Origin of the sequence: Chitinophaga sp., assembly GCF_039596455.1 — a bacterium.
GTDB lineage: Bacteria > Bacteroidota > Bacteroidia > Chitinophagales > Chitinophagaceae > Chitinophaga.
Window position 1 is genome coordinate 464,738 of sequence record NZ_JBCNJR010000003.1, and the last position, 14,787, is coordinate 479,524.

Below are 14,787 nucleotides of genomic sequence, written 5' to 3' on the forward strand. Positions count from 1 at the left end.
AATTCACTAACAGTTCGCATTCGCCCGTAAAGCCGTATATTTGTAAATCCTTACCCTTTACACCATCAAATCTAATTGACACATTTAAACCACAGATCGTTAAATTTGTCATTATTACGATTAGCAACTGTTCTACAGAGCCAATAATTTATTGAAGATCAACATTTTACAATTTTGTAACAACGATGCCCAACACGCAGAACGATGCGCTATTCATACTGATAAAAACGCTCACAAAGGCAGAAAAACGGAATTTCCAGCTGGCTTTTAACCGGGATAACACCAAAGAGGACGTACTTTTTATCAAATTGTTCCAGGCCTTGGACAAGATGAAGGAGTACGATGAGGAGCAGATACTGAAAAAAGTGCCTGACATTAAAAAACAGCAGTTAAGCAATGTAAAGGCCCACCTGTACAAACACCTGCTCACTACCCTGCGTTTACTGTATAAAACGAAAGACCCGCTGATAGACCTGCGGGAGCAGCTGGACTATGCCCGTGTGCTCTACAATAAGGGCCTGTACAACCAGAGCCTCAAAATACTGGCCAGGGCCAAGGTAAGCGCGCGGGAACAGGAGGAAACCATGCTGTACTTTGAGACGGTGGAGTTTGAAAAGCTGATAGAAAGCCGTCATATTACCCGCAGCCTTGACAACCGGGCGGAGGAGCTGAGTGATGAAAGCCGGGTGATCAACGAGCAATTGAACAACGTGAGCAGGCTCTCAACCCTGGCCCTGCGCATGTACGGCATGTACCTCAAGCTGGGCCACGCGCGGGATGAGAAAGATTCCCACATGCTGAAAAGCTTCTTCGAGACCAACCTGCCCCCCACCCAGCCGGGCAGCATGAGCTTTTACGAGCGCGGGCATCTGTACCAGGCCTATTGCTGGTACTACTACATCCTGCAAGATTTCCCGATGTACTACCGTTACACCCAGAAGTGGGTAGACCTGTTTTCCGAATACCCCCGGCTGAAGGAAACGGACGTAGACCTGTACATCAAGGCACTCCACAACCTGCTTACGGCACACTTCCATACCATGAACCATGAAAAGTTCATTGAAGTGCTGGGAGAAATGGAGCGGTTCATCAACGAAAAAGAAGAAAGCCTTAACGAAAACACCCGCACGTCTGCCTTTGTATACCTGTATACAGGCAAGATCAACAGCCACTTCCTGGATGGTACTTTTACCGAAGGGCTGAAGCTGGTAGCGGAAGTGGAAGAAAAAATATCGGAACACCAGCTGACGGTAGACCAGCACCGTGTACTGGTATTCTACTACAAAATAGCCTGCCTCTACTTTGGCAGCGGGGATAACAACAATGCCATAGTTTACCTGAACAAGATCATTCACCTGCGCATCGGCAACCTGCGGGCAGACATCCAGTGTTTTGCGCGCATCCTGCACCTTATAGCGCATTACGAGCTGGAAAACTACAGCCTGGTGGAGTACCTCATCAAATCCGTATATCACTTCATTGCCAAGAATAAAGACCTTAGCCAGGTGATGGAAGAGATCCTGAAATTCCTCCGCAAGAACATGTACGCCAACCCCAAAGCGCTGCGTACGGCGTTCAAGGAGCTGAAAGAAAGGCTGGAAGTGATTGCCAAAAACCCTTACGAGCGGCGCAGCTACCTGTACCTTGACATTGTGAGCTGGCTGGAAAGCAAAATAGAAGGCATTCCCGTACAGGATGTGATAAGGCAGAAGTTCCTCAACAAGGTGCCGAGGATATAATAAAAAAAGGGGCAAAAGCCCCCTTTCTTTTTTGTACTTTTCCAAATTATCGACCATTTATTACCAGCCTGTGTTCTGCGGCGCCAGTTGCGGGTTCAGGTTCAGTTCCTGCGTTGGCAGCGGGTATAGATACAGCTTGTCATGCCAGGTACGGTTAGTGATGTCTGTATACACGCGGATGTAGTTATTGGCATCTACCTGTATGCCGGCCACCTGCGAAGCCGGGTATTGCGCCCGCAATGCCGGCGTGAGCTTCATACCCAGGATGGTTTCAGGGTTTGCAATGAGCTGGCCTTCTTTCCACCGGATAATATCGTCAAAGCGGAAACCTTCCTGCGCCAGTTCTACGCGGCGCTCGCGCCTGATCTCGTCCAGCAGTACGGGCAGCGCCGGAAAATCTGAGGCGGGGTCTTTCACCAGGGCAGCAATGATCATATGGGGCATGCCCACACGGTCCCTCAGCTTGTTGATGGTTTGGTCTATCACACCCTGGCTGGCCTCTCCCAGCTCCGCTTTGGCTTCCGCATAGTTCAGCAGGGTTTCCGCATAGCGGAGAATGAACATATCTAACGTAGACTGGTTAGCCACCCACTGTATGGGGTCAGGGCTTTTGTATTTGGCGCTGGCATAACCCGTTACCGACGCAGGAATGCGGGGCAGTGTGATCTTGTCAGCAGTGCCGTCTGCGTTCTGCGTTACTACATAGTCTCTCGTAACAATGAGCTGGGTGTAGCGGGGATCGCGGTTGGCGCGTTCGTTTTCAGGGGTGTCATCTCCCTGGTAGAGCGGGCTGAGTGATACGGGCAGCCCGTCTGCACAGAGAATGGAACGCACAAAGTTCTTGCTGAAGCTGGGCCATACGTCTGATATCTGCCGCGTAGCGTTGTGCATGGATACGTCTTTCACATAGCGGCGGGCCATGATGGCTTCTTTGTTCCCCCGTAATTCTTCCTGCAAAAACAGGTTCACATAGTCACGCGTGGGGTTGCCGGTAGAATACAGGGCATAGTTGCCGCTGTTGATCACTTCCAGCGAGGCGGCGGCCGCGTCACGCAGGTACTCGGTAGCGCCCGGCAGACCGCGGTATTTGCGGTAGGTGCCTTCCCAAAGGCAGATGCGTGACTTCATGGCGTTGGCAATGTCTTTATTGAAGCGGTCTTGCTCCGCCGCGGCGGGCAGCGGCAGGTGTTCTACCGCAAAGTTGAGATCTGCCAGTACGGAGTCCATCACGTTATTGCGCGGGTTGCGCGGTGCATACAGTTCAGGAGACTTTTCGTTGAGGTCTTTGCTGAGCCATACCACATCCCCAAACCGCACTACTTTCCGCCAGTAAAGGTAAGCGCGTACCAGCCTCACCTCTGCGGCGTATCGCTGTTTCACGGCGTCTGCCGCTTCCGCACGCTGATAGCGGGTGAGAAAAAAATTGGCCTGACGTTCGTTACCCCAGTCCCAGCCGCCGCCGGTATTGGGTACCGTATAGGTGCCGGCCAGGAAAGTGTTACGTGAGCGCGGCACAAAATTGTCAGAGTTATCATCACTGGTATGGCCTTGTACCGGCATCAGGGAATAAAAACGATTGGCAAAAATGCGGAGATCGTTCTCGTTCTTGAAGAAGGTTTCTTCACTGAGCCGGTCTTTCGGCAGGCGGTCAAGAAAGTCCCGCTGGCAGGACGCGGCCAGGAACGTGGCTCCGGTAACGGATATAATGAAGAGTAGTTTTTTCATTGGAACGAAGTTTTAAGTCAACGATTACAAACCAAGCTGAAGGCCAAACGCTACAGATTTGCTGAGCGGATAGGCAGTTACGCCAAGCAGCTCCGGATCAAACGCCTTGTGCATTTTGGTGATGGTAAAAAGGTTCTGGCCGGTTACATATAACCGCAGGCGCTTGATGCTGGCGCGGCGCACCCAGTCTTCCGGCAGCGTATATCCTACCGTGAGCTGTTTCATGCGGGTGTAGGCGGCGTTTTGCCGGTATTTGGTCTGCGTCTGGAAGTTGCCGCCGCCACCAAAGCGGAGGCGCGGGTAATAGGCGTCTGTGTTGGAGGGCGTCCAGTAATCTGTATGGTAAACCATGGGCACGCTCCACTCGCTGTCAAAGCCCCAGAAATAGTTGCCGCCTACCCAGTAATCACGTTTGGCAACGCCCTGGAAGAAAGCGGTGAAATCAATACCCTTGTATTCGAACCCAAGGTTGAGGCCGAACTGGTAGCGGGGGGTATTGTTACCAATAATGCGCATATCTCCGGGGTCTGCCAGTGTGCTTTTACCGCGGCCTATTTTTTTATCGCCGTTGAGGTCTGCATAGCGGATATCGCCGGCCAGCCATTTACCACCCCATATCTCGTCCTGATCTGCTGCCGTAGCTTCTGCATCTGTGGCAAAAAAACCGTCCGTCACAAATCCCCATACTTCACCCCACTTTTTGCCAACATAATGATCGGAAATATTACCGTTGGGATTATTATCATACCTGGTAATGGTAGCCTGGTAGTCAGACAGCACGGCTGTTACGTTGTACTTGAAGTCTTTCCCTATCTGGTCGCGCCATGCAATGGCCAGTTCAAAGCCTTTATTCATCAGGTCTGCCGCATTTCTGGAAGGCACTGCTGTACCCAGTATGGCGGGCACTGCCACACCGGCAGTGATCATATCTTTTGTTTCACGCTGATACACGTCAAGGTTCAGGCTCAACCGGTCTTTCAGCGCGGTGATGTCCAGGCCGATGTTGGCGGTGGTTACTTTTTCCCAGGTGAAGTCTGCGCTTACCAGGTTGGGCATCCCTACAATCACGCCCTGCTGGTTGCCGAACAGGTAGGGTGTTGTACCGGTAGGCATGGAGGCAATGTAGGGGTAACTGTTATTGTTCAGCTGGTTGGGCAGCGTGCCGTAAGAAGCACGCAGCTTCAGCTCATTCACGAACGGTTTTGCCCTGGCAAAGAAACCTTCTTCAGATATACGCCAGGCGGCGGATACGGAAGGCGTAAACACTTCGCGGCGGCCCCTGGCATAGCGGGACGTACCATCGTACCGGCCGATAAGCTGCAGCAGGTATTTTTCCCTGAAATCGTAGTTGACCCTGAAGAACCCGCCTCGTACGGCCCATTCGTTGATGGTATTATACACGGAGGCGGAAGTGGCCGTAAAATCGTTGTTAGGCGTGAGGCTTTCCAACGTGGGGTCTAACAGGTTGCGCGCGGTAGCGCCAAAGGCCAGGTTCCTTTTGAATTCTTCATTATAGCCCACCATCAGCTTGATGTTGTGGTTGCGGGCCAGGGAGGTAAAGTATTCCGTATACAGGTTGATGGCATGGTAGCCGTCTGTAGCCGTGTTACGCTGCAGGCGGTCAGGGTTCGTCCAGGGGTAAGTGCCTATCAGGCGGCCATCTACACCGTATTCCTTGTAGGCTTTATAGTGGATGCTTTTGTTGAAGCCATAGTTGTTCCAGGTAAGGTCTCCTACAATGCGCCAGTTGCGGAGCGGCTTGATCACGAAGCCGCCGGTGAGCCAGATGTCTGTTTTATCTTCCTTCACACGCCCGTTTTCATGCATCAACGCTATCATGTTAGTAAAGCTGCCCTGGCCGGCCCAATTGCCGTCCGGGTGTTTCACGGGCATGATGGGCCGGAGATCACTGGGAATGAATGCAAATTCATTCACGCTCCCTTCTGCAAACTGGGTGGCGTTGGCGGTATTGAAATTAGAGCGGTTGAGGGCGGCCTTAAAATTCAGGTCAAGCCAGGAAGTGGCTTCTGCATTGAGCCGCAGTGAAGCGTTATAACGGTCAAAGCGCTGGTTGGCATCTTTGAGCAGGCCTTTCTGGTGCAGGTAGCCCAGGCTGGCCACGTAAGATATTTTGCCGGAGCCGCCGCTGAGGGAGAAATTGTTGTCCCACATGGGCTGCCAGCTGGGATACAATACCTCCAGCCAGTCTGTATTGCCTACATAGCGATATTTGTTGGGGTTGTTCGGGTCAGGATATACCGGCAGGTTGTTGGCCGGATCTTTGAAGTAGGCGTCTGCCCTGATGGAGTCTTCTACCGTAAAGGGCTCTGACGAGGTCTGGCCGCCGTCTGCGCCGGTGCGGTCAGCCTCACGGAACATCCTGATGTAGTCTATCGAATTGAGGTATTTCGGCATGTAGGTAGGCCTTGAAATGGAATATGCGCTGTTGTAGCTGAGCCTGGGCGTGGAATACTTGTTCGGGTTCTTGGTGGTGATGAGGATCACGCCGAAGGCGGCGCGGCTGCCGTAAATAGCGGCGGAGCCTGCATCTTTAAGTACGGTTACACTTTCAACGTCTGCGGGGTTGATGAGGTTGGGGTCCATCACCACGCCGTCTACCAGCACCAGTGGCCCGTAGTTTTCCGTAGACGTGGTTCCGCGAACATTAAATGTAGCGCCCTTGCCCGGCGCACCGTTACCCAGGTTGATGTTCAGGTTGGGCACCGCTCCCTGCAGCCCTTGCGCCAGGTTCACCAGCGGCCGGCTTTCCAGCACCTCTCCCCCAACGGACGCCACGGCGCCCGTGAGGTTGGCTTTCTTCTGCGTACCGTAGCCTACTACCAGCACTTCCTGGAGGCCGGCAATATCAGGCTCCAGCACCAGCTCCAGCTCAGTTTTACCGGCCACGGGCAGTTCCAGCCTTTTGTAGCCCATCATGCCAATTACCAGCACCGCATCGTCTGTTACTTCCAGCTCAAAGCGGCCTTCAGCATCAGAAACGGCGCCTTTGGTGGTGCCTTTGATCTGCACGCTGGCGCCTGGTACCGGCGCGCCTGCATTGTCTCTTACGCGGCCCTTGATGCGTTTGGACTGGGTAGCCTCAAAGCGGCTGGCCAACACCACCAGTTTGTCATCTACCACCCGGTACTGCAGGTGGCCCCCGGGGGGCAGCAGCGCCTTCAGCGCTTCCGGCAGCGTGGCATTGGAGAGATTCACGGATACCGGCGGCAGGTTCCTGATATCGTCATTATTATAAAAAAACCGGTAAGCAGATTTGCCTTCTATCATGTCAAGCACCTTGCCCAGAGGCATATTGCTGGCAGACACGCTGAAGCGTTTTTGCGAATACGCCCCGGCATGCACCTGCAGAAAGAGACACATCAGTACTAAAGTCATCTTCATGATCAGACATAGTTGATACAACTGCCTTTGAGCAGTGCGTTTTGTAAATAATTTCATAGTTTTGAGTGTTAAGTTCAGGCAATAGGAAATCCTCTGAAATCCAAGACAGCCGGATTTCCTGCATACTTATCAGACGGGGAATGTTAGCGCATTTCCCGTTGTTGATTATTCCCTTGTAACAAACTGGTTAGGGGAAGGTAAATGTGGAATTAGTCAGGTATTTCATTGTTGCGAGTTTTGGTTAATAAATGGTAACCTTGTTAGCTGTTATCTTATAATGTATCGGCTTCAATGCCGTTAATATCTCCAATATCTGCGGCAAGGGCTCGTTCTCCACACTGCCTGTAAACCGGGCTTGTTTCAGCTGCTCGTTCTCTATCTCCACCTCCACGTTGTACCACCGCTCCAGGCGGCGGGCCAGCACTTCCAGCGGCTCATCACGGAACACGAATTTATTTTCCACCCAGGCGCCCGCTATCAGCGTACTGTCTTGCCCCTCCGTTTCCGCCGCCATCAGCTGCACCTGCGGCGCCGGCCGTACCGCTTTTTCAGGCTGCGCTTGCGCCACCGTGTCTCTGACCGCCGCCATATGCAGTACTTCCAGCTTCTGGCGGGGCTGCAGCATGTAACGCTTCCCGTCATTCTTCAGCATCACTTCCACCTTCCCGGAAAACAACGTGGTTTCCGTTTTCCCTTCCTCTTCATATGCCTGTATGTTGAACTCGGTGCCCAGCACTTTAATGTCCAGCGCGCGGGTATATACAATAAACGGATGGCCCGCCATGGGAGCCACCTTGAAATAACCTTCGCCGTTGAGCCGCACTTCCCGGGCCCCGTTCTTGAAATCGTCTGCGTAAGAGAGCGTGCTGCCTGCGTTTAGGGTTACTACCGTACCGTCTGGCAGGGTCAGCGTTGACTTTGCGCCTTTGCGGGTCTGTACCGTGCTCCACTCCCGGGCGGCCTTTTCTCCGCCGGGCGCCGCCCAGTACCAGATGCCGGCCACCATTGCCACGGCCAGCGGAACGGCCACCAGCCAAACTTTTCTTCTTTTGGGCGGGGCTTCCGCAGCAGTACTGCTTTCCACCGAGGAAAAAATACGGCCCAGCAGTTCCTCCTTTCTTTCATCAGACTGGCTTTCCCTGCTGCGAAACGACAGTGTGCCCAACATTTCCAACCGCTTCACATCCTCCGGGAACCTGGCTTTCAACAGATCAAGCTCTACCTGTTCCTGATCACTGAGCCTGCCGGACAGTTCCTTGCTGAACAGCTCCCATAGCCTTTGTTCTTGTTCCATGCTAACAAATAATATCAGGTGACTATATAGTTAGACAGGCTTTTTATAGCCGTCCAGTTAAAAGCGTCAAAAAAAAAAGTTTCATTTGCGGGCCAGCGAGAAGGAGAATGGTTTTTTGAGGTCTATTACGCTGCTCAGTTTTTTGAGGGCAATGCTGATCTGGGCGTTTACCGTATTGATCGAAATATCCATCACCTCCGCCACCTCGCGGTAAGAAAGCCCGTCTTCCTTCACCAGCTTGAAAATAAGGCGGCAGCGCACGGGCAGCTGGTTAATGGCTTTCTCTATCTGCTGGAGGTTTTCACGGCTGATGAGGGTTTCTTCAGGAGAAATAACGTAAGGCGTAAGCGCCGTGCTGTGAGGGTCCAGTTCATCAAACACCAGGCGGTTTTTACTCCGGTAATTGATGGCAGTGTTGCGTACTGCGGTGTAGAGGTAGGTTTGAAAGTGATGGATCTCCGCCAGTTTTTCCCGCTGCAGCCACAGTTTCACGAACACGTCCGCCACTACTTCTTCCGCTTCTTCCCGGGAACGCAGCAATGCGCCGGCAAAAAACGTTAACCGCTCGCTGTAATGCATAAATAGCTGGCGGAACGCCAGTTGATCACTGTTTTGCGAAATTCTGTCAATTAAAATCTGCATCCGCGGAATTGTTGTATCTGAGGAACGCTACCTGCTCACTATTTGCAAGTTACAGGGCCGTGGTATCCCTTCCTACTAGGATATTAGCATTCACCTGTACTTTTTTAACGGTATCGCCTACTATAATTTTAGTTAGGAACAGACCCGCATGCCAGTTTTTGAACACATGCTACCTTTATTTTATATCATATGCCTGCATTTAGGTGTGCAAAAGTCCGGAATGTACACCCCTGCTATCTTCCCAAAATCGTTCTTTTCTTTATCCACATATGTGGGCAACTTATGAGTTTGCGAGCCTTGGTTCATTGTTACATTTGCATCAGTTCTTGACTTCGTTGTATTGGCTTCTATCGATAAACGTGTGAATTAATAGGGAATCGTGTGAGAATCACGAGCAGACGCGCTACTGTGATCCCCTAACCCCGTTCAACAACGGAAGATGCCGGAAAAACCTCCAATGCCACTGCCCTCCGGGGCGGGAAGGCCTGAACCCGGCAAGGGAAAGCCAGGAGACCTGCCAATGCAACGTTTTTGTCAAAACCTTCGCGGAATAAGGTTATGGCGATCTTGACCCTCAAAGTATCACTTACAGGATATCGCATCTCCGTCTCCCCCCGTGAATAACAGGCAGTAAAACCATATAAAAAAATATTTGTATGAGTAACGAGAATGAGATTTTATTGAAAGACAACAAAGACCGCTTTGTGCTTTTGCCCATCAATTACCCGGCCATCTGGGAACAGTATAAAAGGCATGAAGCCAGTTTCTGGACGGCGGAAGAGATTGACCTTTCCAGTGACCTGAAAGACTGGGCCAGCCTGAACGACGGCGAGCGCCACTTCATTTCGCACGTACTGGCCTTTTTTGCCGCCTCAGACGGTATTGTGAACGAGAACCTGGCCGTGAACTTCATGAGCGAAGTGCAGATACCGGAAGCCCGCTGCTTTTATGGTTTCCAGATCATGATGGAAAACATCCACTCAGAAACCTATGCGCTGCTGATAGACACCTACGTGAAAGACCCGGTAGAGAAAGACCGCCTCTTCCACGCCATTGAAACCGTGCCGGCCGTGAAGAAAAAGGCGGAATGGGCGCTGCGCTGGATAGAGAACGGCACATTTGCCCAAAGGCTGGTGGCCTTTGCCGCCGTGGAAGGCATTTTCTTCAGCGGCAGCTTCTGCTCCATTTTCTGGCTGAAAAAACGCGGCCTCATGCCCGGCCTCACCTTCTCCAATGAGCTGATCAGCAGAGACGAAGGCCTGCACTGCGAATTTGCCTGCCTGCTCTACTCCATGCTCCAGGGCAAGCTCACTGAAGCGGAAGTGCACGAGATCATCGGAGACGCCGTGGCCATCGAAAAAGAATTTATTACAGACGCACTGCCCGCCGCTCTCATTGGCATGAACGCAGACCTCATGAAACAATACATCGAGTTTGTAGCAGACCGCTGGCTGGTGGCGCTGGGCTGCAAAAAAATGTTCAACAGCACCAACCCCTTTGATTTCATGGAAATGATCTCCCTCCAGGGCAAAACCAATTTCTTTGAAAAACGCGTGGGCGATTACCAGAAAGCCGGCGTAATGGGCAACAAGGAAACCCAGACGTTCAGCCTCGACGAAGACTTTTAATTCACCTCCATATATTATTCACCCATAAATTCATTACACTATGTTCGTTATAAAAAGAGACGGAAGAAAAGAGTCTGTCAAATTTGACAAGATCACGGCAAGGGTAGAGAAACTGTGCTACGGACTGGCGCCGGAATATGTAGATTCAATAGATGTAGCGAAGAAAGTGATCCAGGGGCTGTATGACGGCGTAACTACCACGGAGCTGGACAACCTGGCCGCGGAAACTGCCGCATCCCTCACCACCAAACACCCTGACTATGCGCAACTGGCTTCCCGCATTGCGGTGAGCAACCTGCATAAAAATACCATCAAGTCGTTTTCCAAAACGATGAAAAAACTCTGGGAGTACATGGACCCCAAAACCGGCAAATCCGCCGGCCTGCTCAGTGATGAAGTATGGGAGATCATCAAAAAGAACGCAGAGATACTGGACTCTACCATCATCTATGACCGCGATTTTGCTTTTGATTACTTCGGTTTCAAAACACTGGAGCGTTCTTACCTCCTGAAAGTAGACGGTAAAATTGCTGAACGCCCGCAGCACATGTTCATGCGCGTAGCTGTTGGTATTCACAAGGAAGATATTGAGTCTGCCATCAAAACGTACAACCTGATGAGCGAGCGCTGGTTTACCCACGCTACCCCCACGCTCTTTAACGCCGGTACGCCCAAACCGCAGATGAGCAGCTGCTTCCTGCTCACCATGAAAGGAGACAGCATTGACGGTATTTACGATACACTCAAACAAACCGCCAAAATCTCCCAGAGCGCCGGCGGCATTGGCCTGAGCATTCACAACATCCGCGCAACAGGCTCCTACATCAGCGGCACCAATGGCACTTCCAACGGCATCATACCCATGCTGCGCGTGTTTAATGATACGGCCCGCTACGTAGACCAGGGCGGCGGCAAGCGCAAAGGCGCCTTTGCCATCTACCTGGAGCCCTGGCATGCAGATGTATTCGAGTTCCTTGACCTGCGCAAGAACCACGGCAAGGAAGAACTGCGCGCCCGCGACCTGTTCTACGCCCTCTGGGTGCCAGACCTGTTTATGAAACGCGTGGAAGAGAACGGCCAGTGGAGCCTTTTCTGCCCTCATGAAGCGCCGGGCCTGGCAGATTGCCATGGCAAGGAGTTTGAAGCGCTGTACGAAAAATACGAGCAGGAAGGCCGCGCCCGCAGGACCGTAAAGGCGCAAGATCTCTGGTTTGCCATCCTCGACGCACAGATAGAGACCGGTACCCCCTACCTGCTGTACAAAGATTCCGCCAACGGCAAATCCAACCAGCAGAACCTGGGCACCATCAAAAGCTCTAACCTTTGCACTGAAATTATTGAATATACTTCCGAAGACGAAGTGGCGGTATGTAACCTGGCCTCCCTGGCGCTGCCCCGCTTTGTGATAGACGGCAAGTTCGATCACCAGAAACTGTTTGACGTCACCTACCAGGCTACGCTCAACCTGAACGTGATCATTGACCAGAACTATTACCCTGTAGAAGAAGCCCGCCGCTCCAACCTGCGCCACCGCCCCATCGGGCTGGGCGTACAAGGCCTGGCAGACGCTTTCTTCCTGCTGAGGTACCCCTTTGAAAGCGCACAGGCGCAGCAGCTGAACAAAGAGATCTTTGAAACCATCTACTTTGCCGCCCTCACCGCTTCCAAAGACCTGGCTAAAAAAGACGGCCACTATGAGTCTTACCCCGGCTCTCCCGCTTCCAAAGGCATACTGCAGTATGACATGTGGGGCGTTACGCCTTCAGAGCGCTGGGATTGGGCCGGCCTGAAAGCCGAGATCAAGGAGCATGGCATCCGCAACTCCCTGCTGCTGGCGCCCATGCCCACTGCATCTACCTCCCAGATATTGGGCAACAACGAGTGCTTTGAACCTTACACCTCCAACATCTATACCCGCCGCGTACTGAGCGGTGAGTTTGTGGTGGTGAACAAACACCTGCTGAAAGACCTGGTAGAACTGGGCCTGTGGGACAATGACATGAAAAATAAGATCATTGCGGCCAACGGCTCTATTCAACAGATAGCTGAAATACCCTCCAATATCAAGGAACTGTACAAAACTGTCTGGGAAATCAAACAACGTACTATCATTGATATGGCGGCAGACCGCGGCGCTTTCATTTGCCAGTCTCAGTCACTCAACCTGTTCGTAGACACGCCGTCTGCGTCCAAGCTCACTTCCATGCACTTCTACGCCTGGAAGAAAGGCCTCAAAACCGGTATGTACTATCTGCGTACGCAGGCTGCTACTCAGGCCGTGCAGTTCACGGTGGAGAAACAGGCCGGCCAGAACATGGTACCCGTGGTGGCCTCCGCTTCCGGAGAAGCTATGGAACTTTCTGTACCCGAAGGCGCGGTTTGCACCATGGAAGAAGGTTGCGTAACCTGCAGCGCATAATTGCCGCTCTTCAGATAAAGGGAATGGCCCGGTTGTGGAAACAGCCGGGCCATTTTCATGCCCGCAATTTCCCTACCTTTACAGCGCCATATGGACAAGAGCATTAATAAATACATTGCCGAAACCGGCTTCTGCAGCAGAAGAGAGGCTGACAAATACATTGAACAGGGCCGCGTGACCATTAATGATAATATTGCCTCCAAAGGCAACCGCGTGGAAGAAGGTGACGTGGTGGAAATAGACGGAGAGCCGCTGAAAAAGAAAAAAGCGCCGGTATACATAGCGCTGAACAAACCGAAAGGCATTACCTGCACCACAGACCTCAAGGACAAGACGAACATTATTGATTATGTGAATTATAAATCCCGCATTTTCCCCATCGGCCGGCTGGATAAACTCTCCGAAGGCCTCATTTTCCTCACCAACGACGGGGATATTGTGAACAAGATACTGCGGGCCGGCAACCAGCATGAAAAAGAGTATGTTGTAACGGTAGATAAACCCGTTACGCCGGAGTTCATCAAAACCATGCGCAGCGGCGTGCGCATTCTGGGCGTTTACACCAAAAAATGTTTTGTGCAGCAGGAAGGGCCGCAGCGCTTCCGGATCATTCTTACACAGGGCTTGAACCGGCAGATACGCCGCATGTGTGAAGCCCTGGGCTACCGGGTGGAAACCCTCAAACGCACCCGCATTATGAACATGACGCTCAAAGACCTGCCGCCCGGCAAGTGGCGGCTTTTCACTAAAGACGAAGTAGCAGCCATTAACCAGTTGGTGGCCAATAGCAGTAAAACGGAGAAGGGGGATGATGGCGGGATGGATGAATAAGCTATTCCAGGGCCGCCTGTACCTGTTTCTTTAATTCTTCTTGCGTGAGTTCGCCTTCTACAAATTTCCGGTATTTCTTTTTGCTGTTGAGAAAGATAGTGGCGGGTATGCTGCCCTCCCAGCGCGGGTCTACAAGGGAGGCGTAACTGTTTGCATTGGGCTCGTCCAGCCAGAGCACCGTGGAGCGTACCTTGTTTTGTGCAATAAAACGGTTGATCTTTTTGGGGTAGGCATCTTCCATGTCAAGACTGAGAAAGATGAATTTCACCGGTTTGTTTTTCATTTGCTGCGCCAGCTGCTCAAACCAGGGTAGCTCCTTGATGCAGGGAGCGCACCAGGTGGCCCAAAGGTTGACCACCAGCGCCGTGTCAGGGTGGTGCAATACCTTTCTGAGCTCGTCTGCCCTAATGCGGCGCACCTGCTGCGCGGCTGCCACCTGGCAGCATAATAACAGGAAAAAAAACAGTCTCATGGTTTGCCGTTTTTAATCTTCTTCCTTAAAGCCCCATTCTTCCAGCAATACGCTCCGCTGCTCCGCCGGCAGGCCCGGCTGCGCATAATGGCCGGCCAGTGTTTTCTGCCGCATGGCCTCATACACGCTCACAGCGCAAGCCACAGATATGTTCAGGGAACGTATGATGCCCTGCATGGGTATGATAAAATTGCCGTCTGCCAATTGCCGTATCTCTTCACTCACGCCTTTTTGCTCGTTGCCGAACACCAGCGCAACGGAACCGGAGAAATCAATATCGTACAGGCTGACGGCATCAGAAGAAAGATGCGTGGTATAAATTTTCTGGTACCGCCGCCGCAATACGGCAAACAGCTCCGCTGCGTCCGTGTACTGATGTACCGTAAGCCACTTGGCCGCACTGGAGGAGCTTTTGGCCCCCCATTTCTTGTGGCGCGGTATTTTGGTGGTGAGCACATATACGTCCTGGATGCCCACCGCATCACAGGTACGAAGCACCGCCGAAATATTGTGCGGGTCTTCCACGTTTTCCAATACTACTGTTATATTGCCCTGGCGCCGGTTCAGTACAGATAATAGCCGCTCTCTCCGTTCTGGTGTCATGTTGTTAATTTATTGGCAAAATTAACAGAAAT

The 14,787-nt window shown here is 52.1% G+C and carries 10 protein-coding genes and 1 riboswitch; of the genes, 4 read left to right on the forward strand and 6 right to left on the reverse strand.

Features of this window, described 5'->3' with window-relative positions; all coding sequences use genetic code 11:
* The first annotated feature begins 185 nt into the window (after positions 1-185).
* Positions 186-1,739, forward strand: coding sequence for a hypothetical protein (locus tag ABDW36_RS14675; RefSeq protein ID WP_343702665.1), 1,554 nt, complete (start codon positions 186-188; stop codon positions 1,737-1,739).
* 60 nt (positions 1,740-1,799) lie between these two features.
* On the opposite strand, the gene ABDW36_RS14680 is transcribed toward ABDW36_RS14675, so the two are convergent.
* The 4 genes from ABDW36_RS14680 to ABDW36_RS14695 form a co-directional block, all read right to left on the reverse strand.
* The gene (locus tag ABDW36_RS14680) at positions 1,800-3,464 is read right to left on the reverse strand and encodes a RagB/SusD family nutrient uptake outer membrane protein (RefSeq protein ID WP_343702666.1); all 1,665 of its coding nucleotides are present in this window, start codon (positions 3,462-3,464) and stop codon (positions 1,800-1,802) included.
* Positions 3,465-3,488: 24 nt separating this feature from the next.
* Entirely contained in the window at positions 3,489-6,866 is a 3,378-nt protein-coding gene (locus tag ABDW36_RS14685) for a TonB-dependent receptor (RefSeq protein WP_343702667.1), read from the reverse strand.
* Positions 6,867-7,107: 241 nt separating this feature from the next.
* A complete protein-coding gene (locus ABDW36_RS14690) occupies positions 7,108-8,160 on the reverse strand; it encodes a FecR family protein (protein WP_343702668.1) in 1,053 nt (350 codons plus the stop codon).
* Positions 8,161-8,241: 81 nt separating this feature from the next.
* Entirely contained in the window at positions 8,242-8,802 is a 561-nt protein-coding gene (locus ABDW36_RS14695; protein WP_343702669.1) for an RNA polymerase sigma-70 factor, read from the reverse strand.
* 324 nt (positions 8,803-9,126) lie between these two features.
* Positions 9,127-9,339, forward strand: a riboswitch (cobalamin riboswitch).
* A 119-nt stretch (positions 9,340-9,458) separates the two neighbouring features.
* Here ABDW36_RS14695 and ABDW36_RS14700 point away from each other — a divergent pair.
* The 3 genes from ABDW36_RS14700 to rluF all read left to right on the forward strand — a co-directional run bounded on the left by ABDW36_RS14700 (position 9,459) and on the right by rluF (position 13,680).
* Positions 9,459-10,430 (forward strand): ribonucleoside-diphosphate reductase small subunit, encoded by a 972-nt coding sequence (locus tag ABDW36_RS14700; protein ID WP_343702670.1) that lies wholly within the window; start codon positions 9,459-9,461, stop codon positions 10,428-10,430.
* A 40-nt stretch (positions 10,431-10,470) separates the two neighbouring features.
* Positions 10,471-12,849 (forward strand): ribonucleoside-diphosphate reductase subunit alpha, encoded by a 2,379-nt coding sequence (locus tag ABDW36_RS14705; protein ID WP_343702671.1) that lies wholly within the window; start codon positions 10,471-10,473, stop codon positions 12,847-12,849.
* Positions 12,850-12,939: 90 nt separating this feature from the next.
* Positions 12,940-13,680, forward strand: a complete 741-nt coding sequence (rluF, locus tag ABDW36_RS14710; protein ID WP_343702672.1) for a 23S rRNA pseudouridine(2604) synthase RluF — start codon at positions 12,940-12,942, stop codon at positions 13,678-13,680.
* 1 nt (position 13,681) lies between these two features.
* On the opposite strand, the gene ABDW36_RS14715 is transcribed toward rluF, so the two are convergent.
* Positions 13,682-14,152, reverse strand: a complete 471-nt coding sequence (locus tag ABDW36_RS14715; protein ID WP_343702673.1) for a TlpA disulfide reductase family protein — start codon at positions 14,150-14,152, stop codon at positions 13,682-13,684.
* A gap of 12 nt (positions 14,153-14,164) precedes the next feature.
* Positions 14,165-14,755 (reverse strand): RNA methyltransferase, encoded by a 591-nt coding sequence (locus tag ABDW36_RS14720; RefSeq protein WP_343702674.1) that lies wholly within the window; start codon positions 14,753-14,755, stop codon positions 14,165-14,167.
* Between the last annotated feature and the right edge of the window lie 32 nt (positions 14,756-14,787).

Bases quoted from the DNA above. Each gene is read 5' to 3' on its own strand.
- ABDW36_RS14675 (WP_343702665.1), top strand. From the start codon at position 186: ATGCCCAACACGCAGAACGATGCGCTATTCATACTGATAAAAACGCTC.
- ABDW36_RS14680 (WP_343702666.1), bottom strand. From the start codon at position 3,464: ATGAAAAAACTACTCTTCATTATATCCGTTACCGGAGCCACGTTCCTG.
- ABDW36_RS14685 (WP_343702667.1), bottom strand. From the start codon at position 6,866: ATGAAGATGACTTTAGTACTGATGTGTCTCTTTCTGCAGGTGCATGCC.
- ABDW36_RS14690 (WP_343702668.1), bottom strand. From the start codon at position 8,160: ATGGAACAAGAACAAAGGCTATGGGAGCTGTTCAGCAAGGAACTGTCC.
- ABDW36_RS14695 (WP_343702669.1), bottom strand. From the start codon at position 8,802: ATGCAGATTTTAATTGACAGAATTTCGCAAAACAGTGATCAACTGGCG.
- ABDW36_RS14700 (WP_343702670.1), top strand. From the start codon at position 9,459: ATGAGTAACGAGAATGAGATTTTATTGAAAGACAACAAAGACCGCTTT.
- ABDW36_RS14705 (WP_343702671.1), top strand. From the start codon at position 10,471: ATGTTCGTTATAAAAAGAGACGGAAGAAAAGAGTCTGTCAAATTTGAC.
- rluF (WP_343702672.1), top strand. From the start codon at position 12,940: ATGGACAAGAGCATTAATAAATACATTGCCGAAACCGGCTTCTGCAGC.
- ABDW36_RS14715 (WP_343702673.1), bottom strand. From the start codon at position 14,152: ATGAGACTGTTTTTTTTCCTGTTATTATGCTGCCAGGTGGCAGCCGCG.
- ABDW36_RS14720 (WP_343702674.1), bottom strand. From the start codon at position 14,755: ATGACACCAGAACGGAGAGAGCGGCTATTATCTGTACTGAACCGGCGC.